A 24,500-nucleotide genomic window follows, 5' to 3' on the forward strand; every position below is an offset into this window, starting at 1 on the left:
TGAGTCTTCCTTCGTCGGGCCGGGGGTCAGGCGGTGGCGCGCAGCTCGCGGGTCTCGTCCTCGCGGACGCCGAGGGTGTCCGTGTCGATGGAGACGCCGTAGACGGTGCGGGCCGCGTCGATCGAGACGACGCCCTCGCGGACGTCGCGCAGCACCAGTTCGACGGGGCGCAGCCGCGGATCTCCGAACCCGCCGCCACCGCTCGCGATCACCTCGACGACGTCGCCCTCGTCGAGGGTGTAGAAGGAGTTGGAGTCCATCTCGACGGGCTCGGCTCCGGCGCGCGTCAGGATCAGGCGCTGGACGATGCCGGGCCGTCCGCCGAGGAGACCCACGGGAGCCGTCTCGGGCATGAAGCCGCTGCCGTACGTGGCGCAGGCGATGCCGTCGGCCAGGACGCGCCACCGGTAGCGCACGCCCAGACCACCGCGCCACCGACCGCCGCCCGCGCTGTCGGGGAGGTACTCGAGTTCCTCCAGCAGGTACGGGGTGTCCAGTTCGTGCAGCTCGGGGTCCGGGGCGCGCAGTCCGCCCAGGGTGTTCGACGGGGAGAGGTGGTCCCAGCCGTCGAAGCCCTCGGTGGCCCCGCTGCCGCCCTTGCCCAGGAAGTGGAGATCGCCGAAGTGGCGTCCGGTGCGCGGGTTCACGCCCATCGTGGCGGGCGTGCACCAGCGGGCCCAGCCGGCGTGCGCGCGGCTGGGCACGGCCTGGGAGAGGGCCACCCAGACCGCCGAGGCGATGGCCTCGCAGGTCGGGACGGTACAGGCGGCGACGGGCGCGGGGGCGTGCGGGTGGGTGAGCGAGCCGGCCGGCGCGATCACGTCGATCGGCTCGATCGCACCGTCGTTGTAGCGGATGTCCGGGTCGATGCACCCGAAGAGGGCCAGGTGGGCGGAGGAGACCGTGTTGGCGATCGTGCTGTTGATGAAGCCCTTGGCCTGCTCGTCGCTCTCGCTGAAGTCGAAGGTGAGGTGCTCGCCCTCGACCCTGATCGTCAGGGCGACCCGGTAGGAGCGGTCCCTGTCGATGCCGTCGTTGTCGAGCAGCGCGTCGGCGCTGTACTCGCCGTCGGGAATCGCCGCGATCTCGGCGCGGACCTGGCGTGCGCTCGCCCTCAGCAGTTCGTCGGTGGCGGCGCCGATGGTCCGGGCACCGTACTTCGCCAAGAGGCCCTTGAGGCGCCGTTCACCGATGGCGGTGGCGCCGATCTGGCAGTTCAGCACGCTCTCCACCAGGGCGCGCATCCGCACGTTGGAGAGGATCAGCTCCCAGGCGTCCCGCCGCGGCTCGCCCTTCGCGACGACGCGGGTCGGTGGGATCACGATGCCCTCCTCCTGGACGTCGCGCGCCGCGGGGTTGAACCCGACGACGCCGCCACCGCCGACATCGGCGTTGTGCCCCTTGGTCGTGGCCCAGAAGACGAGTTCGCCCTCCCAGAAGACCGGCCGGGCGATGGTGATGTCGGGCAGGTGCGAGCCCCCGTTGAACGGGTCGTTGTGGATGAAGATGTCGCCGTCGTGCACGTCGTCGCCGAAGAACTCGGCGATGGCGCGCAGGGCGAACGGCGTCGCCCCGCCGATGACCGGGATGTAGTGGGTCTGGGCGAGCAACCGGCAGTCGGCGCTGAAGAGGGAGGTGGCGAAGTCCCGGGCCTCGACGAAGATGGGCGACCGCGAGGTACGCAGCATCGTCTGCCCCATCTCGCCGGTGATGCCGTCCAGGGCGCTGCCGATCACGGCGACGAGGATGGGATCGGCCGTGGACTGCGTCGTGGTCGTCTGCTGTGTCATCTGCTCGATTCCCTTCAGGCCGGCTGGTTCGCCGGTTCGATGACGTAGTTGCCCTGCGCGTCCACCGTCATGACGTAGCCCTCGACGAGGACGACGGTGGTCGTGGGCTGCTCGATGATCGCGGGGCCGACGACGCGGTTGTCGCGGCGCAGGGCGAGGCCGTCGTAGACGTCGGTGCGGACGGTGCGGCCGGAGAAGATCGCGTCACGGGCGCCCTTGCGGGCGGGGCTCGGGTCCGTGCCCGCCGAGGGTTCGTCGGCGAGGGCGGGCTTGGCCGTGCGGCCGAGCGAGGTGAGACGTACGTTGATGAGTTCGGTGGGCTCGCCCGGCATGGCGTACCCGTTGAGTGCCTCGTGCTTCGCCTCGAAGTCGCCGACCAGCTGCTTCAGCGACTCCTGGGTGAGCTCGCCGTCGAAGGCCACGGGGACCTCGATCTCGGTGAACTGGCCGATGTAGCGCACGTCGGCGCTGAAGACCAGGTCGATCGCGTCGTCCGCGACGTTCTCCGAGCGCAGCGTCTCGACGGCCTCGTCCCGCATCTCGCGGTACAGCTTGCCGACCCGGTCCAGGTCCAACGTGTCCATGTCGGAGACGAAGGTGCGCGCGTACAGGTGCTTGAGATCGGTCAGGAGGGTGCCGACCGCACAGAACACCGACGACTCGCGCGGCACGACGATGCGGTTGATGCCCAGTTCCTGAGCGATCGGCACGGCGTGGATCGGCCCCGCGCCGCCCGCGACCACGACGGTGAACTCGCGGGGGTCGACACCGCGCTTGACCGACACGGCACTCACGGCCTCGGCCATGGTCGCGTTCACCACGCGGTAGATGCCCTCGACCGCCTCGGTGACCGAGAGGCCGAGCGGCTTCGCCACCTTCTCCTCCACGGCCCTGCGCGACGCCTCGACGTCCAGGGTGAAGGCGCCGTCCCCGAACATGTCCGGGTTCAGGTAGCCCATGAGGAGGTCGGCGTCGGTGGTGGTGGGGTTCTCGCCGCCGCGGCCGTAGCAGGCGGGCCCCGGATTGGCGGTGGCGCTCTGCGGGCCGACCCGGAGGATGCCCCCCGAGTCCACCCACACCAGCGAACCACCGCCGGCGCCCACGGTGTGGATGTCCAGCATGGGAAGGGCCACCCGGTAGCCGGCGATCTCGCTGTCGCCCGTGAGCAGTGACTCCCCACCGCGCACCAGGGCGACGTCGAAGCTGGTGCCTCCCATGTCGACGGCGATGACGTCCTCGGCGCCGTGCCGACGGGCGTACTGGAGGGCCGCGCCGGGTGCCGCCGCCGGTCCCGACATGAGCGCGTTGACCGCCGACCTGCTGGCGATCTCCGGCGACATCACACCGCCGTTCGACTGGACGATGAGCAGCGTCCCCGAAAAGCCCCGGTCCGCCAGCTGCCGTTCGATGTTCGCCAGGTAGTTCTGCAGTTTGGGTCCGACGAAGGCGTTCAGCACCGTGGTGCTGTGCCTTTCGTAGGCGCGAATCTGGGGCACCACGTCGCTGGATATCGTGATGAATACGCCGGGGAGTTCCTCGCGCAGGATTTCCGCGGTGCGCTGCTCGTGAGCGGCGTCCACGAAGGACCACAGATAGGAGACGGCGACCGCCTCGACGCCCTGCTCACGGAAATGCCGTGCCGCAGCGCGCACGTCCTCCTCGTTGAGCGCCACGATCTCGTTGCCGGACACGTCGACGCGTTCGCGGACCGTGGCGACGAGTTCCCGGGGGACGAGGGGGAGCGGCGGCGCGTACTTGGAGTCGTTCTGTCGCTCGCGGATGCCGCGGCGCATGTTCAGCAGGTCGCGGAAGCCGTGCGTCGTGACGAAGCCGGTCTTCGCTCCTTGGTGCGTCAGCACGGCGTTGGTGGCGATCGTCGTGCCGTGCACGATCGTGGACACCGCGCCGAGGAAGTCCTCCAGCGACTCCCCGAAGCTGTCGGCGGCCTTGGCCAGGCCGTTCAGCAGTCCGACGGACGGGTCGTGCGGGGTGGTCGGGGACTTGTAGATCCGGGACTCGCCATTCCCTTCGACAACGAAGAGATCGGTGAATGTGCCACCGATATCGATTCCGATCCGCCGACTAGCCTTGTTACTTGCCTTCGTCATCGAGGAAACTCCATTGCTGTGAACCGAAAGGGCGCGCAGGAGGGGGGTGCGGCACATCGACGCAACATTGGAATGCGTGAATGGCGCGGCCGGTGCGAACCGAATTTCGAGATTTACAGGAAGGTGCGGTGTTTCCTGGACCGTAGTACCTCGTACATGTACCGACAACGAACTGTTCGGCTCAGCCGAACAGGGCGGCCCGGGTCACGGCGCGCGCTCGGAGAGCCGCCGAGCCGCCTCGACCACGGCGCGGGCGTACGTGTCCCCGTGCGAGGACAGCCGGTGCGCGACGAAGCTCATGCTCAGCGCCCACGTGACGTCGCCGTACCTGTTGCTGACCGGCGCCGCGACACAGCAAACGCCCTCGACCGCCTCCTCGGCGTCCAGGGCGTACCCGCGTTCGCGCACCATGGACAGCTCCGCCTCCAGCGCCGGGAGCGTGGTGAGGGAATGATCCGTGAGAGAGGTCAGCGCGTCGTGGCCGTAGATGTCGCGCAGTTCGCGGGGGGAGAGGTAGGCCAGCAGCATCTTGCCGGGCGCCGTGCAATGCGCCGGCAGGCGTTCGCCGACCCGGGTCGCGTTGACCCGCACCCCGTCGTGGGGCGCGAGCTTCTCCAGGTAGACGACCTCGGTGTGATGACGTGACGACAGCTGCACGGTCTGGTGGTGGGCGGCGACCAGGGCCCGCATCTCCACCCAGGCAGGCTCGGAGATCTCCGAGGTCATCCGGGCGCGCAGGCCCAGTTGGAAGGCGCGCCAGCCGAGCCGGTAGCGGCCGCGCCCCGTGCGGCGCAGCAGGCCGAGCGCGACCATGGACTGCATGTGGTCCCAGGTCGTCGTCTTGGGGAGGTCGAGCGCGCGGCACACCTCGCTGACCGTCCGCTCGGGAGCGTCGGAGGAGAAGAGGTCCAGGATCCGCACGGCCCGCTCGAGCCCGTCGATCATTCCGCAGCCCTTGCCCACATGAGCGACAGGATAGGGGGGTGCCTCCCCCCGGTGACGGGCACCTGCTCGCCGGGCCACCGGGAGACGGCACGAGATGCTCCCGGCGGCGCGCCGTCATCGCGGGCCGATACCGCCGACCAGGCCGGCGAGGAGCTGCGGACCCACAGCTCCGGAGAACCCCCGCAGATGCCGCCGCACCCCTCTGCGATGCGTGTAACCGCAGGTGGGAGTGGGTGCGGCGGCATCGCCGTATCAAATGTCGCGGAAGATCTCGATCTGCGCGCCCACCGAGTTGAGGCGGGCGGCGAGGTCCTCGTAGCCGCGGTTGATGACGTAGACGTTGCGCAGCACCGACGTGCCCTCCGCGGCCATCATCGCCAGCAGCACGACCACGGCCGGACGCAGCGCCGGCGGGCACATCATCTCGGCCGCGCGCCAGCGGGTGGGGCCGTCGACCAGGACCCGGTGCGGGTCGAGGAGCTGGAGGCGGCCGCCGAGGCGGTTGAGGTCGGTGAGGTAGATGGCCCGGTTGTCGTAGACCCAGTCGTGGATCAGGGTCTGGCCCTGCGCCGAGGCCGCGATGGCGGCGAAGAACGGCACGTTGTCGATGTTCAGGCCGGGGAACGGCATCGGGTGGATCTTGTCGATCGGCGCCTCCAGCTTGGAGGGCCGGACGGTGAGGTCCACCAGGCGGGTGCGGCCGTTGTCGGCGCTGTACTCGGGGGAGCGGTCGTGGTCGAGGCCCATCTCCTCGAGGACGGCCAGCTCGATCTCCAGGAACTCGATCGGCACCCGCTTGACGGTCAGCTCCGACTCCGTGACCACCGCGGCGGCCAGCAGGCTCATCGCCTCGACCGGGTCCTCGGAGGGGGAGTAGTCGACGTCCACGTCGATCTCCGGCATGCCGTGCACCGTGAGGGTGGTGGTGCCGATGCCCTCGACCTTGACGCCCAGCGCCTCCAGGAAGAAGCAGAGGTCCTGGACCATGTAGTTCGACGAGGCGTTGCGGATGACCGTGACGCCGTCGTGGCGGGCGGCGGCCAGCAGCGCGTTCTCGGTCACCGTGTCGCCGCGCTCGGTCAGCACGATCGGGCGGCCCGGGGTGATCGTGCGGTCCACCTGGGCGTGGTACAGGCCCTCGGTCGCGGCGATGTCCAGGCCGAAGCGGCGCAGCGCGATCATGTGCGGCTCGATCGTGCGGGTGCCGAGGTCGCAGCCGCCGGCGTACGGCAGCTTGAACTCTCCCAGGCGGTGCAGCAGCGGGCCGAGGAACATGATGATCGAGCGGGTGCGGCGGGCCGCGTCCGCGTCGATCGACGCCATGTCGAGCTCGGCGGGCGGCACGATCTCCAGGTCCACGCCGTCGTTGATCCAGCGGGTCCGTACGCCGATGGAGTTGAGAACCTCCAGCAGGCGGTAGACCTCCTCGATCCGGGCCACCCGTCGCAGGGTGGTGCGGCCCTTGTTGAGGAGCGAGGCGCACAGCAGCGCCACGCAGGCGTTCTTGCTGGTCTTGACGTCGATGGAGCCGGAGAGCCGGCGCCCGCCGACCACCCGCAGGTGCATCGGGCCCGCGTAGCCGAGGGAGACGATCTCGCTGTCGAGTGCCTCGCCGATGCGGGCGATCATCTCAAGGCTGATGTTCTGGTTGCCGCGCTCCACCCGGTTGATCGCGCTCTGGCTGGTCCCCAGGGCTTCTGCCAACTGCGCCTGTGACCAGCCACGATGCTGTCGCGCGTCACGGATGAGACGGCCGATGCGTACGAGATAGTCGTCTGCCATGTGACTGAGGCTATCTCAGATATGAGATGACGCATGTCGGGGGTGGGGGTCGCAGGGCCGTCCGGGTGACGACGGCGCCCCGACCTTGGTGGCGCCCGGACCTCAGCGGCGCCGGGTGGTGTGCCGGTAGCCGAACGGGCCGGGCAGGTCCATGGAGGTGGTGCGGCGGCCGGTCGAGCTGTAGGTGTGGCGCGGGCCCGTCCCGTTGCCGAAGGTCAGCGACCAGGACTTCTTGTTGATGTTGAGACGGACGCCCGGGAATATGCGGAAACTCTTGCGGAAGGTGAGCGGCACGGTTCGATCCTCTCTCCAGGTCCGGCGGTGCGCCTTTTGGACTCGTCTCCGAGCGGATACCCGGTGGCGGGGCTCGCATGGCTCCCGGAACCGTGGCGGCGCATGCCGACCGGGGCCGGGGCATGACCGTGCCGACCCTATGTACTAGAGTTATCTCGACATCGAGATATCTGTCGGAGGAACGCCGCTGCTGCCGCTCTAGTAAGGCTTACCTAACTTAGCCTTGCGCGTGGCGGATCGCCAAACCGGTGTGGCGGCACCAGGCGGCGCGGTGGTACGCGCACATAAATGAAGGAGACTGTCGTGTCGGCGAACAGCTTCGACGCCCGCAGCACGCTGCAGGTGGGCGACGAGTCGTACGAGATCTTCCGGCTGGACAAGGTGGAGGGCTCGGCCCGCCTGCCGTACAGCCTCAAGGTCCTGCTGGAGAACCTGCTGCGCACCGAGGACGGTGCGAACATCACCGCCGACCACATCCGTGCGCTCGGCAACTGGGACTCGCAGGCGCAGCCCTCGCAGGAGATCCAGTTCACGCCGGCCCGCGTGATCATGCAGGACTTCACCGGCGTGCCCTGTGTCGTGGACCTCGCCACCATGCGTGAGGCCGTGAAGGAGCTCGGCGGCGACCCGTCGAAGATCAACCCGCTGGCCCCGGCCGAGCTGGTCATCGACCACTCGGTCATCGCCGACAAGTTCGGCACCCACGAGGCGTTCTCGCAGAACGTCGAGCTGGAGTACGGCCGCAACCGCGAGCGCTACCAGTTCCTGCGCTGGGGCCAGACCGCGTTCGACGAGTTCAAGGTCGTCCCGCCGGGCACCGGCATCGTCCACCAGGTGAACATCGAGCACCTGGCCCGCACGGTCATGGTCCGCGGCGGCCAGGCCTACCCCGACACCCTGGTCGGCACCGACTCGCACACCACCATGGTCAACGGCCTCGGCGTCCTCGGCTGGGGCGTCGGCGGCATCGAGGCCGAGGCCGCCATGCTCGGCCAGCCGGTCTCCATGCTGATCCCGCGCGTCGTCGGCTTCAAGCTGACCGGCGAGCTGCAGCCCGGCACCACCGCCACCGACCTGGTGCTCACCATCACCGAGATGCTGCGCAAGCACGGCGTCGTCGGCAAGTTCGTCGAGTTCTACGGCGAGGGCGTCGCCGCCACCTCGCTGGCCAACCGCGCCACCATCGGCAACATGTCGCCGGAGTTCGGCTCCACCGCCGCGATCTTCCCGATCGACGACGAGACGCTGAACTACCTCAAGCTCACCGGCCGCAGCGAGCAGCAGGTCGCGCTGGTCGAGGCGTACGCCAAGGAGCAGGGCCTCTGGCTGGACCCGTCCGCCGAGCCGGACTTCTCCGAGAAGCTCGAGCTGGACCTGTCCACCGTCGTCCCGTCGATCGCCGGCCCGAAGCGCCCGCAGGACCGCATCGTCCTGGCCAACGCCGCCGAGCAGTTCGCGTCGGACGTCCTCAACTACGTCAACGACGAGATGGAGGCGAGCAAGGAGTCCTTCCCGGGTTCCGACGCCCCGTCGACCATCCCGGACGGCATGCCGTCCAAGCCGGTCACCGTCACCGCCCCCGACGGCTCGACCTACGAGCTGGACCACGGCGCCGTGACCGTCGCCGCGATCACCTCCTGCACCAACACCTCGAACCCGTACGTCATGGTCGCCGCCGCGCTGGTGGCCAAGAAGGCGGTCGAGAAGGGCCTGACCCGCAAGCCGTGGGTCAAGACCACCCTCGCCCCGGGCTCCAAGGTCGTCACCGACTACTTCGACAAGGCGGGCCTGACCCCCTACCTCGACAAGGTCGGCTTCAACCTGGTCGGCTACGGCTGCACCACCTGCATCGGCAACTCCGGCCCGCTGCCGGACGAGGTCTCCCAGGCGGTCAACGAGCACGACCTCGCGGTCACCTCGGTGCTCTCCGGCAACCGCAACTTCGAGGGCCGGATCAACCCCGACGTCAAGATGAACTACCTGGCGTCCCCGCCGCTGGTCGTCGCGTACGCCATCGCCGGCTCCATGAAGGTGGACATCACCAAGGAGGCCCTGGGCGCCGACCAGGACGGCAACCCGGTCTTCCTCAAGGACATCTGGCCCTCCGAGGCCGAGGTCAACGAGGTCGTCGCCTCCGCCATCGGCGAGGACATGTTCTCCAAGTCCTACCAGGACGTCTTCGCGGGCGACGCCCAGTGGCAGGCGCTCCCCATCCCCACCGGCGACACCTTCGAGTGGGACGCCGAGTCCACCTACGTGCGCAAGCCCCCGTACTTCGAGGGCATGACCATGGAGACCACGCCGGTCGAGGACATCACCGGCGCGCGTGTCCTGGCCAAGCTGGGCGACTCGGTCACCACCGACCACATCTCCCCGGCCGGCGCCATCAAGGCCGACACCCCGGCCGGCAAGTACCTCACCGAGCACGGTGTGGAGCGTCGTGACTTCAACTCCTACGGCTCCCGCCGAGGCAACCACGAGGTCATGATCCGCGGCACGTTCGCCAACATCCGCCTGCGCAACCAGATCGCGCCGGGCACCGAGGGCGGCTACACCCGCGACTTCACCCAGGAGGGCGGCCCGGTCGCCTTCATCTACGACGCCTCGCAGAACTACCAGGCCGCCGGCATCCCGCTGGTCGTCCTGGCCGGCAAGGAGTACGGCTCCGGCTCGTCCCGCGACTGGGCGGCCAAGGGCACCGCGCTCCTGGGCGTCAAGGCCGTCATCGCCGAGTCGTACGAGCGCATCCACCGCTCGAACCTCATCGGCATGGGCGTCCTGCCGCTGCAGTTCCCGGAGGGCCAGTCCGCGGCCACCCTCGGCCTCACCGGCGAGGAGTCCTTCTCCTTCACCGGCGTGACCGAGCTGAACGAGGGCACCACGCCGCGTACGGTCAAGGTCACCACCGACACGGGTGTCGAGTTCGACGCGGTCGTCCGCATCGACACGCCCGGTGAGGCGGACTACTACCGCAACGGCGGCATCATGCAGTACGTGCTGCGGAACCTGATCCGCAAGTAGTCACGCGGTCACCCCGCCCGACGGCCGGGTCGCGCCTTCCCCCCTGGGGACGGCCGACCCGGCCGTCGTGCGTTTCCGCGGGGGTTCGGCGAGGGGTGGGGGTGGTGGTGCCGGGGGGTTTCCCGGAGGTCTCAACTAGGAAAAGACCCGTCGCGAACCCTGCGCACGATCTTGTCCACGCGCGGCGAGTGGACTATACCTGTCGCTCAATCGTCCGGATCCCGGACGGGGGAGGGGCGGCGGCAACACACCGAGGCGCCACCGTTCCGCCCCCGCCGGGCTCCTGACGCTGTATGTGTTTCTCGCACCACCGCACCACCGCACCACCGCACCACCGCACCACCCCTGCACGACCCAGCTAGACCGACCGCGGTGCCGGGGAGGATCCGGTTCACCGCCTGAGTCCTGGAGAAGGCGAGGACTTGCGCATGGGATCCACTTCCGCCGATGCCGAGAACAACAAGAGCGGCGCGGTCGACGGCGTCGGACGCCGTGACCTGATCAAGCGGTCCGCCGCGCTCGGCCTGGCCGCCGTGCCGGCCACGGGCTTCCTCTCCGCCTGCGCCAGCGGCGGCGGGGACGACACCGACCGGCCCGCCCAGGGGTCGAAGACGGCGAAGAACCCGCTCGGCGTCAGCGACAGCGCGCCGATGGAGTTCGTCCTCTTCAACGGAGGCTTCGGCAAGGAGTACGGCGAGGACGCCGTCAAGATCTACGAGAAGAACTTCCCGAAGTCCAAGGTGACCTTCACGGCCACCCAGAAGATCCAGTCCACGCTGCAGCCCCGCTTCAACGGCGGCACCCCGCCGGACCTGATCGACAACTCCGGCGCCGAGCAGATGGACATGGGCGTCCTGGTCGGCCAGAAGCAGCTCACCGACCTCACCCCGCTGCTGGACGCCCCGTCCTACGACGACCCGGCCAAGAAGGTGCGGGACACCCTGCGCCCGGGCATCGTCGAGATGGGCCAGTTCGACGGCAACCCCGTGTGGATCATGTACTACGCGTACACCACCTACGGCGTCTGGTACTCCAGGAAGGCCCTCGAGGAGCTCGAGGTGGAGTACCCGGAGACCTGGGACGACATGCTCGCCGTCTGCGCGAAGGCGAAGAAGAAGGGCATCGCGGGCTGGACCTACCCCGGTCAGTACCCGTACTACATCCCCTTCTCGCTCTACGCGATGATCGGCAAGGTCGGCGGCGCGGACGTGCTCAAGGCCATCGACAACCTGGAGCCCAACGCCTGGAAGGACCCGGCCGTCAAGGCCTGCTTCGAGGCGTACTACGAGCTCTACAGGAAGGGGTACATCCTCAAGGGCACCCCGGGCCTCTCGCACACCCAGTCGCAGGCCGCCTGGGGCCAGGGCAAGGCCCTGTTCATCCCCAACGGCTCCTGGGTCGAGAACGAGTCGGCGGCGGACATCCCGGCCGACTTCGGGGTGTCGATAGGAGCCCCGTCCGGCCTGGACAGCTCCGACAAGATGCCCTTCGGCACCCTGTGGGCGTCCGGCGCCGAGCCCTTCATCGTCCCGGCGAAGGCGAAGAACCCGGCCGGCGGCATGGAGCAGTTGCGCATCATGCTCAGCGAGGAGTCGTCGAAGAACTTCACCTCCAAGGTGAAGTCGCTGTCCGCGCTCAACGGCGGCACCGACGGCATCGAGCTCACCCCCGGCCTCGAGTCGGGCGTGGCCGCGCTGGAGAAGGCGGGCGACAACATCCTCAACCCGCGCATCCAGGACTGGTACGTCGCCCTCCAGAAGGAGAAGATCGGCACGGCCGGCATCGGCGAGATGATGGCGGGCCGGATCACCCCGGCCGAGGCGATCAAGAAGATCCAGGGCTTCGCCGACGAGGCGGCCAAGGACGACTCCATCAAGCACTACAAGCACGCGTGAGTCCGCCCGCCGGGTGCGGCCCGTCCTTCCGGGGCGGGCCGCACCCGGCGGAGCCGACCACCGTCGCACCCACCGCCGCACAGATCGGGTCACCAGCGGATGCAGCACGGTAAGTACCGGTTCATCGTGGGGTTCCTGACGGCCCCCCTGGCGTTGTACGCCATCTTCGTGATCTGGCCGTTCGTCCAGTCGATCTTCTACTCGTTCACCAACTGGTCCGGGCTGAGCCCGGAGTTCTCGCTGGTGGGGCTCGACAACTACACGCGGATGCTCGAGGACGACATCTTCTGGAAGTCGCTCTGGCACAGCGTGCTCTTCGCGGTGCTGGTGCCGCTGGTGACCATCGGCCTGGCGCTGTTCCTGGCCTTCATGGTCAACGTCGGCGGGCGCAAGCGGCGCGGTGGTCCGGCGATCACCGGTGTCCGGGGGTCGGCCGCGTACAAGATCCTGTACTTCTTCCCGCAGGTGCTGTCGATCGTGATCGTCGCCCTGCTCTTCCAGTTCATCTACAACCCGAACAGCGGCGCGATCAACTCGGCGCTCGACGCGATCGGCCTGGGCGCGGTGCAGCCGCTGTGGCTGGGCGACCCGGACCTGGCGCTGTGGTGCGTGATGGCCGTCGTCGTCTGGGCCACGGTCGGCTTCTTCGTGGTGCTGTTCTCGGCCGGCATGGCCTCCATCCCCGCCGAGCTGTACGAGGCCGCGCTGCTGGACGGCGCCAGCAGGTTCACCACCTTCTTCAAGGTGACCCTGCCGCTGCTCTGGGACACCGTGCAGTCCGGCTGGGTGTACATGGGCATCCTCGCCCTGGGCGCCGAGTCGTTCGCCGTGGTGCAGATCATGACGGTCGGCCCCGGCGGTCCCGACTACTCGACCACCGTCATGGTGCTGTACGTCTACCAGAAGGCGTTCCGTGACGGTCAGGCGGCCTACGCGACCACCATCGGCGTCGCCCTGCTCGTCGTCACGCTGGCGTTCGCCGCCCTCGTGACGCGACTGGGACGCCGCGAGCGGCTGGAGTTCTGAGAGAGATGAAGACCAACACCCCGCCGCCCGGCGACGACGCCGTCCTGAGCGGCCCTCCCGGCCCCGCGCTGCTGACCACCGACGCCTCGGACCGTCCGGAACGCCCCGCGCGCCGCCGCGGGCAGGGGGACGGCAAGGTCCTCAACGTGTTCTCGCACGGCGTGCTGGTGATCTGGGCGATCATGGTCACCCTGCCGCTGCTGTGGGCGGTGATGACCTCCTTCAAGGACAACCGGGCCATCTTCTCCTCGCCCTGGTCGCTGCCGGACCGCCTGCACTTCGAGAACTTCGCCCGGGCCTGGACCGAGGCGCAGATCGGCGACTACTTCTTCAACACCGTGGTCGTCGTGGGCGGTTCGCTCATCGGCACGCTGGTGCTGGGGTCCATGGCGGCGTACGTCCTGGCCCGGTTCGAGTTCCCGGGCAACCGCTTCGTCTACTTCCTGTTCGTCGGCGGGATGAGCTTCCCGGTGATGCTCGCCCTGGTGCCGCTGTTCTACGTGGTCAACAACATCGGCCTGCTGAACACCACGCACGGACTGATCCTGGTCTACATCGCCTACTCGCTGCCGTTCACCGTCTTCTTCCTCACGGCCTTCTTCCGCACGCTGCCCACCTCCATCGCCGAGGCCGCCTTCGTCGACGGCGCCTCGCACACCCGGACCTTCTTCCAGGTGATGCTGCCGATGGCCAAGCCGGGACTGATCAGCGTCGGGATCTTCAACTTCCTCGGCCAGTGGAACCAGTACATGCTGCCGACGGTGCTCAACACCGACCCGGAGCGGAAGGTCCTCACCCAGGGCCTGGTGCAGATGACGGCGACCGCCGGGTACCGCAGCGACTGGTCCGGACTCTTCGCCGGCCTGGTGCTGGCCATGCTGCCGGTGCTCGGCGCGTACATCGTCTTCCAGCGCCAGGTCGTGCAGGGCCTCACCGCGGGGGCCCTGAAGTAGGACCCGGCCCCGCCCCGACCCCATATGGCCCCTTTGGGTTCGCCTCCCGTTCAACGATCCGGTTCCACCTCTTGACGCAACGGTCGGGAAACCGGTCAGCTTGGACTTCACTAGTTGGACAAGGCGGGGTCTCACCGGAGCGGCCCCGTGCGGGAGGTCGTCGTGGAGACTCCAGGGTCGCAGTCGTCCCTGCACCGGGCAAACCTGGAGAGAGTGGTCAGAGCGGTACGTCTCGCCGGCTCGCTGACCCAGGCGGAGATCGCCCGGACCACCGGACTGTCGGCGGCCACCGTGTCGAACATCGTCCGGGAACTGAAGGACGCCGGGATGGTCGAGGTGACCCCCACCTCGGCCGGCGGTCGCCGCGCGCGGTCGGTGTCGCTCAGCGGGGACGCCGGGATCGTGGTGGGCGTGGACTTCGGCCACACCCACCTGCGGGTGGCGCTGGGCAACCTCGCCCACCAGGTGCTGGCCGAGGAGACCGAACCGCTGGACGTCGACGTCTCCGCCGACCAGGGCTTCGACCGCGCCGAGCAGCTGGTGCGCCGCCTGATCGACGGCGTCGGCGCCGACCGGGCCAAGATCGCCGGCGTCGGCCTGGGCGTGCCCGGCCCGATCGACCTGGAGTCCGGCACCCTCGGCTCCACGGCCATCCTGCCCGGCTGGCGGGGCACCCGCCCCGCCGAGGAGCTGCAGGCCAGGCTGGGCGTCCCCGTCCATGTCGACAACGATGCCAACCTCGGCGCCCTGGGCGAGCTGACCTGGGGCAGCGGCCGCGGGGTCAAGGACCTCGCGTACATCAAGGTGGCCAGCGGCGTCGGCGCCGGACTGGTCATCGACGGCAAGATCTACCGCGGCCCCGGCGGCACCGCCGGGGAGATCGGGCACATCACGCTCGACGAGTCCGGCCCGGTGTGCCGCTGCGGCAACCGCGGCTGCCTGGAGACCTTCACCGCGGCCCGCTACGTGCTGCCGCTGCTGCGGCCCACCCACGGACCGGACCTCACCATGGAGGCCATGGTGCGCCTGGCCAAGGAGGGCGACCCCGGGTGCCGGCGGATGATCGGCGACATCGGGCGGCACGTCGGCAGCGGCGTGGCGAACCTCTGCAACCTGCTCAACCCCGGCCGCATCGTCATCGGCGGCGACCTCGCCGAGGCCGGCGAACTGATGCTGGGCCCGATCCGGGAGTCCGTGAGCCGGTACGCCATCCCGAGCGCCGCACGTCAACTGTCCGTCGAGCCGGGCGGGTTGGGTGGCCGGGCCGAGGTGCTGGGGGCGCTCGCCCTGGCCCTGAACGAGGTCGGGGACGCCGCCCTGCTGGGGGGTACGCCGCTACGCTCCGTCGCCAACTCGTTCACCTAGAGAACACAAGGCGATGTTGCCAGACCGTTAAGTATTCACTTCTTGACGTCAAACCTGAATTTCGAGTTGACTTCGGTCACTTACCTCGGCCGCGACGGTGCGGCCGCGTCAGGGAGGCACTCCTCTAATGAACGCCAAGATTCGTAGCGTCGTGGTCGGCGCTGCAGCTGTCTCGATGGCTCTGTCCGTGGCCGCCTGTGGCAAGGCGGGGGAGAACGAGGACAAGGGCGGCTCCGGCTCCGGCGACAAGGGCGGCAAGTCCATCGGCCTGCTGCTGCCCGACACTGTCACCGCTCGTTACGAGAAGTTCGACAAGCCGTACTTCGAGGACAAGGTCAAGGAGCTCTGCTCCGACTGCACCGTCGAGTACGCGAACGCGGGTGCCGACCCCAACAAGCAGGCCCAGCAGGTCAGCGACATGATCACCAAGGGCGTCAAGGTGATCGTGGTCAGCGCCCAGGACTCCGCGGCCATCAAGTCCTCCGTCGAGGAGGCCGAGGCCAAGGGCGTCAAGGTCATCGCGTACGACCGCCTGGCCCAGGGCCCGGTCTCCGCGTACGTCTCCTTCGACAACGTCAAGGTCGGCCAGCTCCAGGGCGAGGCGCTCCTCGAGGGCCTCGGCGACAAGGCCACCAAGAAGTCGAAGATCGTCATGATCAACGGCGACGACGCCGACCCGAACGCCGCCCAGTTCAAGGAGGGCGCGCACAAGGCCCTCGACGGCAAGGTCGACATCGCCTACGAGCAGACCGGTCTGTGGAAGGACACCGTCGCCGCGGAGAAGATGTCCGCCGCGATCACCCAGCTCGGCAAGAAGAACATCGCCGGCGTCTACTCCGCCAACGACGGCATGGCCGGTGGCATCGCCAACGTCCTCAAGGGCGAGAAGCTGGGCGACATCCCGCTGACCGGCCAGGACGCCGAACTCGCCGCCATCCAGCGCATCGTCGCCGGCAGCCAGTACGCCACCGTCTACAAGGCGTTCAAGCCGCAGGCCGAGGCCGCCGCCGAGCTCGCCGTGAGCCTGCTCGAGGGCAAGGACGTCAAGTCCCTCGCCACGCAGGAGGTCACCAGCGGCTCCGGCAACAAGGTGCCCGCCCAGCTGCTGACCCCGGTGTCGGTGACCCAGAAGAACATCCAGGACACCGTCGTCAAGGACGGCCTGTACACGATCGACGAGATCTGCGCCGGCGAGTTCGCCGAGGCCTGCGAGAAGGCCGGCCTCAAGTAAGGCGACCCGGGCCGGTCGACGGCTCCGGCCGGACCCCCCACGGGGAGTCCGGCCACGGCGGCGGGACCCGCCCGACCCGCGGATCCCGCCGCCCCCGCCCGGCCCTTGCCCCGTCCCGTCCCCGCCGGGGACGGCACGGGGCAGCGGCCGGTCACGGGACCTCCCGCCCGCCCCCGCGGGCACCATCCCCCCCGAAACATCCTCGTGCGTTCGCACACCCTCCGCGTCCTGTCCCAGAACGCGGCATCCCCGCCGGTCAGGCGGCGAAGGAGATGATTCACGTGTCCGCTACGCCCGTGCTGGCGTTGCGCGGAGCCTCCAAGCGATTCGGTGCGGTCCAGGCCCTCACCGACGTCAACCTGGAGGTCCACGCCGGAGAGGTCGTCGCGCTCGTCGGCGACAACGGCGCCGGAAAGTCCACGCTGGTCAAGGCGATCGCCGGCGTCCACCCCATCGACGAAGGCGTCGTCGAGTGGGAGGGCCGGCCGGTCTCGATCAGCAAGCCCCACGACGCCCAGGAGCTCGGCGTCGCGACCGTCTACCAGGACCTCGCCCTGTGCGACAACCTGGACGTCGTCGGCAACCTGTACCTCGGCCGGGAGCTGCGCCGTCGCGGCGTCCTCGACGAGGTCACCATGGAGCAGAAGGCCCGCGAGCTGCTCAGCACGCTGTCCATCCGCATCCCCAGCGTCCGCATCCCGATCGCCGGACTCTCCGGCGGTCAGCGCCAGGTCGTCGCCATCGCGCGCGCCCTGATCGGCGACCCCAAGATCGTCATCCTGGACGAGCCCACCGCCGCCCTCGGCGTCGAGCAGACCGCCCAGGTCCTCGACCTGGTCGAGCGGCTGCGCGAGCGCGGCCTCGGCGTCATCCTCATCAGCCACAACATGGCCGACGTCAAGGCGGTGGCGGACACCGTCGCCGTGCTGCGCCTGGGCAAGAACAACGGCACCTTCCCGGTGAAGGACACCAGCCACGAAGAGATCATCGCCGCCATCACGGGCGCCACGGACAACGCCGTGACCCGTCGCGCGGGGCGTCGCACCACGGAGGCGGCCAAGTGAGCGACACGACCAAGACCCCTTCCCCGGCCCCCGCCGAGGACCCGACCGCCGCCGCGGTGGCCACGCCCGCCGTGGACCCCCGCCTGCTGGTGCGCGAAGAGGGCTTCAAGGGCTACATCACCGAGTTCAAGCGCAAGGTCAAGGGCGGTGAGCTGGGCTCCATCCCGGTCGTCGTCGGCCTGATCGTCATCGCGACGATCTTCCAGCTGAACAACGACCGCTTCCTCAGCGCGGACAACCTGTCGAACATCGGCTACTACATGGCCGCCACCGGCATGCTGGCCATCGGCCTGGTGTTCGTGCTGCTGCTCGGCGAGATCGACCTCTCCGTCGGCTCGGTCAGCGGCCTGGCCTCCGCCGTCTTCGCGGTGGTCGTGGTCAGGAACGGCATGGACGCCTGGCTGGCGCTCCTGCTCACCATCGTCACCGGTGTCGCCATCGGCGCGCTGCACGGCTGGTTCTTCGCCAAGATAGGCGTGCCCGCCTTCGTCGTCACCCTGGCCGGCTTCCTCGGCTGGAACGGCCTGATGCTGTGGCTGCTCGGCTCCAGCGGCACCATCAACATCCCCTCCGACGAGGGCCCGGTGCGCCTGCTGGGCAAGAACTCCTTCCTGCTCGACCAGGACATCGTCGGCGCCTACCTGCTGGCCGGCCTCGCCGTCCTGTCCCTGCTGGTGGGCTCCGTCATGGACCAGCGCCGCCGCCGCGCGGCCGGCGTCCCGTTCCGCCCGACCAGCGAGATCGCCCTCCGCGTGGGCGCCCTCGCGGTGGTCTCCTTCGCCGCGGCGATGGTGTTCAACAACTCCGCGGGCGTGCCCAACGCGCTGGTGATCTTCCTGATCTGCCTGGTGGTCGTCGACTTCGTCCTGCGCCGCACCTCGTTCGGCCGCAAGGTCTTCGCGGTCGGCGGCGGCGTCGAGGCGGCCCGCCGCGCGGGCATCAACGTCGAACTGGTCCGCATCACCGTGTTCGCCATCGCCGGCGGTTTCGCCGCCATCGGCGGCATGTTCTTCGCCGGCCAGACCTCCAGTGCCACCATGATGGCGGGCGGCGGCAACACGCTGATGCTGGCGATCGCCGCGGCGGTCATCGGCGGCACCAGCCTCTTCGGCGGCCGGGGCACCGTGTGGTCGGCCCTGCTGGGCATGCTGGTCATCCAGTCGATCAGCACCGGCCTGTCCCTGCTGAACATGGAGGCCTCGATCCAGTACATGATCACCGGCGCCGTCCTGCTCGGCGCGGTCGTCATCGACTCCGTCTCCCGGCGGAGCCAGAAGGCGGCGGGCCGGGCGTAACGCCCGAACCCGCACCCGGTGCCCGGCATCCCCGCGATGCCGGGCACCGGGCGTTTTCCCCGGCCGCCGCGCCCGGCGGCGCCGCGGGCCACCGGGGAACCGCTGCCCGCGTCCGGGCGTTCAGACCTCGGGACGCACGGGGCCGTCCTGCGGGAGCGGGAGCGGAACATTAGACTCGACAGGCCCCGCAACGCTCAACAGCTCTACTGCAAGGAGGCACGGGTGCCGCTGCTGACCCGCATCAGGGGACCGCGCGATCTGGACCGGCTCACCCCGGCGCAGCTTGACCAGCTGGCGGAGGAGATCCGGACCTTCCTCGTCGACGCCGTCTCCAAGACCGGCGGCCACCTCGGCCCCAACCTCGGCGTGGTGGAGCTCACCATCGCACTGCACCGGGTGTTCGAGTCCCCGAGGGACAAGATCCTCTGGGACACCGGTCACCAGTCCTACGTCCACAAGCTGCTCACCGGCCGGCAGGACTTCTCCCGCCTGAAGATGAAGGGCGGCCTCTCCGGCTACCCCTCGCAGGCCGAGTCCGAGCACGACGTCATCGAGAACTCGCACGCCTCCACGGTGCTCGGGTGGGCGGACGGCCTCGCCAAGGCCAACGAGATCCTGAAGAAGGACGACCACGTGGTCGCCGTCATCGGCGACGGCGCCCTCACCGGCGGCATGGCCTGGGAGGCGCTGAACAACATCGCGGCCGCCAAGGACCGCCCGCTGGTGATCGTGGTGAACGACAACGAGCGTTCCTACGCCCCCACCATCGGCGGCCTCGCCAACCACCTGGCCACCCTGCGCACCACCGACGGCTACGAGCGCTTCCTCGCCCGGACCAAGGAGGTCCTGGAGCGGACCCCGGTGGTCGGCCGCCCCCTCTACGACACGCTGCACGGCGCGAAGAAGGGCCTGAAGGACTTCATCGCGCCGCAGGGCATGTTCGAGGACCTCGGCCTGAAGTACGTCGGCCCGATCGACGGCCACGACATCGAGGCCCTGGAGTCGGCGCTCTCCCGCGCCAAGCGCTTCAACGGCCCCGTCATCGTGCACTGCCTCACCGAGAAGGGCCGCGGCTACCGCCCGGCGCTCGAGGACGAGGCGGACCGTTTCCACGCCGTCGGCAAGATCCACCCGGACACCGGCCTGCCGGTCGCCACCGCCGGGGCCGACTGGACCTCGGTCTTCGGCGAGGAGATGGTCGCGCTCGGCAAGGAGCGCCAGGACGTCGTCGCCATCACCGCCGCGATGCTCCAGCCGGTGGGCCTGGACAAGTTCGCCCAGGAGTTCCCCGAGCGGGTGTTCGACGTGGGCATCGCCGAGCAGCACGGCGCGGTCTCCGCGGCCGGCCTCGCCACCGGCGGGCTGCACCCGGTCTTCGCGGTCTACGCGACCTTCCTCAACCGCGCCTTCGACCAGGTGCTGATGGACGTCGCCCTGCACAGGTGCGGCGTGACGTTCGTGCTGGACCGCGCCGGTGTCACCGGCACCGACGGCGCCTCCCACAACGGCATGTGGGACATGTCGATCCTGCAGGTCGTCCCCGGTCTGCGGCTCGCCGCCCCGCGCGACGCCGACCAGGTGCGCGCCCAGCTCCGCGAGGCCGTCGAGGTCGACGACGCGCCGACCGTGGTCCGCTTCTCCAAGGGCGCCGTCGGCCCCGCCGTACCGGCCGTGGGCCGCGTCGGCGGGATGGACGTGCTGCGCGAGGCGGGCACCGACAAGCCCGACGTGCTGCTGGTCTCCGTGGGCGCGCTCGCCCCGATGTGCCTGGAGATCGCCTCCCTGCTGGAGAAGCAGGGCATCTCCACCACCGTCGTCGACCCGCGCTGGGTCAAGCCGGTGGACGAGCGGATGGCCCCGCTGGCCGCCGGTCACCGGGTCGTCGTCACGGTCGAGGACAACTCGCGGGTCGGCGGTGTCGGCTCGGCGATCGCCCAGGCGCTGCGCGACGCGGGCGTCGACGTCCCGCTGCGCGACTTCGGCATCCCGCCGCAGTTCCTCGACCACGCGTCCCGCGCCGAGGTCCTCGCCGAGATCGGGCTCACCGCCCCGGACGTCGCGCGCCAGGTCACCGGGCTGGTCTCCCAGCTCGACGGCCGCGAGGGCTTCGACCCCGCGCCGGCCAAGGCGGCCTCCCGCCGCAGCTGACGCCCCCTCCCGCCCGGCCCCGGCAGGCTCGCCTGCCGGGGCTTCGGCGTCCTCCGGGTCCTCCGCCCGCCCTCGCCCCCTTCCGGCGGTCGCGCAGGACGACTGGGCCGGTTCCGTCACCGCCGTCGCCCGTCCCGGTGACACGACCGGTCCGAGCGCCCCGGGGCAGCGGAATCGGGGAAGGGGGATGGCACCCTCTCGACCGCGTCGGGGACCCATGGGAGGAATCCATGAGCAGCAAGAGCCTCTTCAGGACGAAGAAGGTCGAGCACTCCATCGAGGGCACGGAGGAACCGGAGCACCGGCTGAAGAAGACGCTCTCCGCGTTCGACCTCACCGTCTTCGGCGTCGGCGTCATCATCGGCACCGGCATCTTCGTGCTCACCGGCCAGGTCGCCAAGGAGAACGCCGGGCCCTCCGTGGCCATCGCCTTCGTGGTGGCCGGCGTGGTCTGCGCCCTGGCCGCGCTCTGCTACGCGGAGTTCGCCTCCACCGTCCCGGTCGCCGGCTCGGCGTACACCTTCTCCTACACCTCCCTGGGGGAACTGCCCGCCTGGATCATCGGCTGGGACCTGGTCCTGGAGTTCGCGCTCGGCACGGCGGTGGTCGCGGTGGGCTGGTCCGGCTACATCCGCTCCCTCCTGGACAACGCGGGCTGGACCATGCCGACCGCGCTCTCCGGCCGGGACGGCGCCGAGGGCTTCGGCTTCGACCTCTTCGCCGCGCTGCTGGTGCTGGTGCTCACCGTGGTGCTGGTCGTCGGGATGAAGCTGTCCGCCCGGATCACCTCGGTGGTCGTCGCCGTCAAGGTGGGCGTGGTGCTGCTGGTGATCGTCGCGGGGGCGTTCTTCGTCAAGGCCGAGAACTTCAGCCCCTTCATCCCGAAGTCCGTCCCCCAGGAGGCGGGCGACGGGCTGCACGCCCCGCTCGTCCAGCTCATGTTCGGCTTCGCCCCCGCCAACTTCGGCGTCCTCGGCATCTTCACCGCCGCCTCCGTCGTCTTCTTCGCGTTCATCGGCTTCGACGTCGTCGCCACCGCGGCGGAGGAGACCCGCAACCCGCAGCGCGACATGCCGCGCGGCATCCTCGGCTCGCTGCTCATCTGCACCACGCTGTACGTGCTGGTGTCGATCGTGGTCACCGGCATGCAGCACTACTCCCGGCTCTCCGTCGAGGCGCCGCTCGCCGACGCGTTCAAGGCCACCGGGCACCCGTTCTACGCCGGGGTCATCAGCTTCGGCGCGGCGGTCGGCCTCACCACGGTCTGCATGATCCTGCTGCTCGGCCAGACCCGCGTCTTCTTCGCGATGAGCCGCGACGGGCTGCTGCCGCGCTTCTTCTCCCGCGTCCACCCGCGCTTCAGGACCCCGTACCGGCCGACCATCCTGCTGGGCGTGGTCATCGCGGTGGTCGCCGGGTTCACGCGGCTCAGCGAGCTGGCGGAGCTGGTGAACATCGGCACGCTGTTCGCCTTCGTGGTGGTCGCGCTCAGCGTGATCATCCTGCGGCGCACGCGGCCTGACCTGCCGCGGGCGTTCCGCACGCCGCTGGTGCCGGCGCTGCCGATCCTGTCCGTGCTGGCGTCGCTGTGGCTGATGCTGAACCTGCCGGCCGAGACGTGGATCCGGTTCGGGCTGTGGATGGCGCTGGGCGTCGTCGTGTACTTCGCGTACAGCCGCCGCCGGAGTCTTCTGGCCCCCGGCCGCGAGGCCGAAGCCCACGCCGCCCACCAGTCCTGACCCCCACGGGCCCCGGCTCCCCGGCCAGCTCGGACACCCCGGGCGCCCCCGGGGGCGCCCGGACGGGTCGCTCCACGGGCCCCCGCCTCGCGGGCCGGGGGGTCAGGGGGTGGGAGGGCGGGCGGTGCGGGGGCCCGTGACCCGGGCGCCGAGGGCGGTGACGCGGAGGCGGAGTCCGCGGTCGGCGGTGACCACCAGGCACTCCCGCGCGGGCCGCACCCCGGCGACGAGCTCGACGATCCGGTCGTCCCCGCTGCCGCCCGCGGACTCCACCCGCACCCCGGGGACGGACTCCACCCCCCGCGCCGCCCCCTCGACCACCAGGACGATCTCCACCGGCCCCTCCACCGCCGGCAGGCCCTCCGCCGCCAGCCGGTCCCGCAACCGCTCGGCCGCGCCGCGCCGGTCCCGCCACCACCCGTCGGGCACGGAACCGACCACGTTGGCGGCGTCGACGATCACCAGCAGCGCAGAGCTCATGGGGCCAGGCTCTCACGCGGGCTCCCAGGCACTCCGGCCTGGCGGATCTCCCGCACGGCAGGCATATGATGTGGCCGATCGATGAGCATCACCTGTACAGGATGCGGCGGTTCTCGGGAAGGTACATCCAGGCCATGCGGAGAAGGCCGCCTGCAGCGGGCGCTGATCAGCACATGCGGTCCGGGCGGGGCGGCACCGGCACGCTCCGTGGCCCGGCGGCGGACGCCGCGTACGGCAACTGGCTCACCCTCGGCAAGGACGGCCGCCTCAGCCTGTACGCCCCCGCCGACGACGGCGTCGTCCGCTGGACGGAGACCGCGGTGGGCGGACCCGCCTGGAGCGGCCCGCACCTCCACCCCGTGGAGGGGATGACGCACCTCACCGTGGCCCAGGGCGCGGACGGCTACGTGCACCTCCTGGGCCGCCGCGAACGGGTCGTCGCCACCGGCGAGCGCGGGGTGGAGATCCTGCACGCCATCCAGTACCAGACGGGCAGGGCCCTCGCCGACTGGCGGTCGATCGGCAACCCGCACTACAAGCACTGGGAGCAGGGCCTGGGCATCGGGCAGCCGACGGGCGTCGTCGCCCGGGACGGCACCCTGCACGTCCTCGTGCGCTCCTCCGGCGGCGGACTCGCGCTGCGCCGGGAGGACGCGAACGGCAAGTGGCGGCTGTGGGAGTCGTTGCGCCAGGGCGGCGGAGTCGACCCGATGCCCGCGGCGGTCGCCCTGAACAGTGGACGGGTCGAGATCGGCGCGGTCACGGACGCCGGCCTGGCGGTCTGGCGCCAGACCCGGCCGGGCGGCGACTTCGAGGGGCCCCACACCGTGCCCCTGCACCCGCGGCGCGGCACCATGGCGGCACTGGAGACCGGCCCGGACCGGGCCACCTTCCTCTGGGCCGACCCCGCCGCCGGGGGCGGTGCCGCCTGGCGGCCGGGGGGCTGGCCGGTGCCCCTGGGCGGCTCGGTCCCCGAGCACCCGTACGCCCTGCTGCGCACCACGCTGGACGGCTACGACTACGTGGTCGTCGCACACCGCGACGCCGAGGGCCATGTGGTGCTCGGCGTCGGCGCCACCGAGAACGAGGCGCAGGGCTTCTGGTGGTACGTGCTCCCCGAGCGCTGCCTCGGCTCACCCGCGCTGGCGCACGACGGGGAGGGCAGGGCCGTCATGGCGCTGGTCGCGCCCGACGGCCGGCCGCGGGTGGCCCGGCAGGAGCCCGGGGGCGGGCTGACGTTCGCCCGCTGGGACACCCTCTGACCCGGAAGCCCTCTCGTCCGGGCACCCCCTGATTTCGGCCACCCACTGATCCCGGACGTCCCCCGAGCCCGGACGTTCCGCGTTCCCGCACGTCCGGCCGGG

At 70.2% G+C, this 24,500-nt stretch carries 17 protein-coding genes; 11 read left to right on the forward strand and 6 right to left on the reverse strand.

The features are described from left to right. Window positions 1–26: 26 nt before the first annotated feature. From ABZ836_RS12610 to ABZ836_RS12630, 5 genes are all read right to left on the reverse strand, one after another. Window positions 27–1,790, reverse strand: coding sequence for a hydantoinase B/oxoprolinase family protein (locus ABZ836_RS12610; protein ID WP_361141676.1), 1,764 nt, complete (start codon window positions 1,788–1,790; stop codon window positions 27–29). A gap of 14 nt (window positions 1,791–1,804) precedes the next feature. Continuing rightward, window positions 1,805–3,898, reverse strand: a complete 2,094-nt coding sequence (locus ABZ836_RS12615) for a hydantoinase/oxoprolinase family protein (protein WP_356129382.1) — start codon at window positions 3,896–3,898, stop codon at window positions 1,805–1,807. A gap of 204 nt (window positions 3,899–4,102) precedes the next feature. Next, window positions 4,103–4,843 carry an IclR family transcriptional regulator gene (locus ABZ836_RS12620; RefSeq protein ID WP_356129380.1) on the reverse strand — a complete coding sequence of 247 codons (741 nt, stop codon included), beginning with the start codon at window positions 4,841–4,843 and terminating at the stop codon, window positions 4,103–4,105. A gap of 252 nt (window positions 4,844–5,095) precedes the next feature. After that, window positions 5,096–6,625 carry a UDP-N-acetylglucosamine 1-carboxyvinyltransferase gene (locus tag ABZ836_RS12625; protein ID WP_356129378.1) on the reverse strand — a complete coding sequence of 510 codons (1,530 nt, stop codon included), beginning with the start codon at window positions 6,623–6,625 and terminating at the stop codon, window positions 5,096–5,098. 102 nt (window positions 6,626–6,727) lie between these two features. Continuing rightward, entirely contained in the window at window positions 6,728–6,919 is a 192-nt protein-coding gene (locus ABZ836_RS12630) for a DUF4236 domain-containing protein (RefSeq protein ID WP_356129376.1), read from the reverse strand. Window positions 6,920–7,222: 303 nt separating this feature from the next. Here ABZ836_RS12630 and acnA point away from each other — a divergent pair, with 303 nt between their 5' ends. The 10 genes from acnA (at window position 7,223) to ABZ836_RS12680 (ending at window position 22,656) form a co-directional block, all read left to right on the forward strand. Next, entirely contained in the window at window positions 7,223–9,940 is a 2,718-nt protein-coding gene (gene acnA / locus ABZ836_RS12635; protein ID WP_356129374.1) for an aconitate hydratase AcnA, read from the forward strand. Between the two features lie 428 nt (window positions 9,941–10,368). Beyond that, on the forward strand, window positions 10,369–11,835 hold the full coding sequence (gene ngcE, locus ABZ836_RS12640) for an N-acetylglucosamine/diacetylchitobiose ABC transporter substrate-binding protein (RefSeq protein ID WP_356129372.1): 1,467 nt from the start codon (window positions 10,369–10,371) through the stop codon (window positions 11,833–11,835). A gap of 99 nt (window positions 11,836–11,934) precedes the next feature. Beyond that, window positions 11,935–12,861 carry a sugar ABC transporter permease gene (locus ABZ836_RS12645; RefSeq protein ID WP_356129370.1) on the forward strand — a complete coding sequence of 309 codons (927 nt, stop codon included), beginning with the start codon at window positions 11,935–11,937 and terminating at the stop codon, window positions 12,859–12,861. Between the two features lie 5 nt (window positions 12,862–12,866). Beyond that, complete coding sequence (locus ABZ836_RS12650; protein ID WP_356129368.1) at window positions 12,867–13,814, forward strand: carbohydrate ABC transporter permease; 948 nt, start codon at window positions 12,867–12,869, stop codon at window positions 13,812–13,814. 162 nt (window positions 13,815–13,976) lie between these two features. After that, window positions 13,977–15,179, forward strand: a complete 1,203-nt coding sequence (locus ABZ836_RS12655) for an ROK family transcriptional regulator (RefSeq protein WP_356129366.1) — start codon at window positions 13,977–13,979, stop codon at window positions 15,177–15,179. A 127-nt stretch (window positions 15,180–15,306) separates the two neighbouring features. Then, window positions 15,307–16,410, forward strand: a complete 1,104-nt coding sequence (locus ABZ836_RS12660) for a substrate-binding domain-containing protein (RefSeq protein WP_356129364.1) — start codon at window positions 15,307–15,309, stop codon at window positions 16,408–16,410. Between the two features lie 272 nt (window positions 16,411–16,682). Then, the gene (locus tag ABZ836_RS12665; protein ID WP_356129362.1) at window positions 16,683–17,474 is read left to right on the forward strand and encodes an ATP-binding cassette domain-containing protein; all 792 of its coding nucleotides are present in this window, start codon (window positions 16,683–16,685) and stop codon (window positions 17,472–17,474) included. Next, a complete protein-coding gene (locus ABZ836_RS12670) occupies window positions 17,471–18,769 on the forward strand; it encodes a sugar ABC transporter permease (protein ID WP_356129360.1) in 1,299 nt (432 codons plus the stop codon). Before ABZ836_RS12665 ends, ABZ836_RS12670 begins: the two co-directional genes overlap by 4 nt. A 222-nt stretch (window positions 18,770–18,991) precedes the next feature. Beyond that, the gene (gene dxs / locus ABZ836_RS12675; protein ID WP_356129358.1) at window positions 18,992–20,917 is read left to right on the forward strand and encodes a 1-deoxy-D-xylulose-5-phosphate synthase; all 1,926 of its coding nucleotides are present in this window, start codon (window positions 18,992–18,994) and stop codon (window positions 20,915–20,917) included. A 230-nt stretch (window positions 20,918–21,147) separates the two neighbouring features. Continuing rightward, the gene (locus ABZ836_RS12680) at window positions 21,148–22,656 is read left to right on the forward strand and encodes an amino acid permease (RefSeq protein WP_361141682.1); all 1,509 of its coding nucleotides are present in this window, start codon (window positions 21,148–21,150) and stop codon (window positions 22,654–22,656) included. 102 nt (window positions 22,657–22,758) lie between these two features. Here the strand turns inward: ABZ836_RS12680 and ABZ836_RS12685 are convergent, their stop codons facing one another. Further along, entirely contained in the window at window positions 22,759–23,136 is a 378-nt protein-coding gene (locus ABZ836_RS12685) for an NTP pyrophosphohydrolase (protein ID WP_361141684.1), read from the reverse strand. 173 nt (window positions 23,137–23,309) lie between these two features. Here ABZ836_RS12685 and ABZ836_RS12690 point away from each other — a divergent pair, with 173 nt between their 5' ends. Further along, window positions 23,310–24,398, forward strand: a complete 1,089-nt coding sequence (locus ABZ836_RS12690; RefSeq protein WP_361141686.1) for a hypothetical protein — start codon at window positions 23,310–23,312, stop codon at window positions 24,396–24,398. Window positions 24,399–24,500: the final 102 nt, after the last annotated feature.

This window comes from Streptomyces sp. NPDC047130, from assembly GCF_040643475.1.
In the GTDB taxonomy this organism is placed as follows: Bacteria; Actinomycetota; Actinomycetes; order Streptomycetales; family Streptomycetaceae; genus Streptomyces.

Coding starts and splice junctions, on each gene's coding strand:
- ABZ836_RS12610 (WP_361141676.1), bottom strand. CDS start 1,790: ATGACACAGCAGACGACCACGACGCAGTCCACGGCCGATCCCATCCTC.
- ABZ836_RS12615 (WP_356129382.1), bottom strand. CDS start 3,898: ATGACGAAGGCAAGTAACAAGGCTAGTCGGCGGATCGGAATCGATATC.
- ABZ836_RS12620 (WP_356129380.1), bottom strand. CDS start 4,843: ATGATCGACGGGCTCGAGCGGGCCGTGCGGATCCTGGACCTCTTCTCC.
- ABZ836_RS12625 (WP_356129378.1), bottom strand. CDS start 6,625: ATGGCAGACGACTATCTCGTACGCATCGGCCGTCTCATCCGTGACGCG.
- ngcE (WP_356129372.1), top strand. CDS start 10,369: ATGGGATCCACTTCCGCCGATGCCGAGAACAACAAGAGCGGCGCGGTC.
- ABZ836_RS12645 (WP_356129370.1), top strand. CDS start 11,935: ATGCAGCACGGTAAGTACCGGTTCATCGTGGGGTTCCTGACGGCCCCC.
- ABZ836_RS12650 (WP_356129368.1), top strand. CDS start 12,867: ATGAAGACCAACACCCCGCCGCCCGGCGACGACGCCGTCCTGAGCGGC.
- ABZ836_RS12660 (WP_356129364.1), top strand. CDS start 15,307: ATGAACGCCAAGATTCGTAGCGTCGTGGTCGGCGCTGCAGCTGTCTCG.
- ABZ836_RS12665 (WP_356129362.1), top strand. CDS start 16,683: ATGATTCACGTGTCCGCTACGCCCGTGCTGGCGTTGCGCGGAGCCTCC.
- ABZ836_RS12680 (WP_361141682.1), top strand. CDS start 21,148: ATGAGCAGCAAGAGCCTCTTCAGGACGAAGAAGGTCGAGCACTCCATC.
- ABZ836_RS12685 (WP_361141684.1), bottom strand. CDS start 23,136: ATGAGCTCTGCGCTGCTGGTGATCGTCGACGCCGCCAACGTGGTCGGT.
- ABZ836_RS12690 (WP_361141686.1), top strand. CDS start 23,310: ATGCGGTCCGGGCGGGGCGGCACCGGCACGCTCCGTGGCCCGGCGGCG.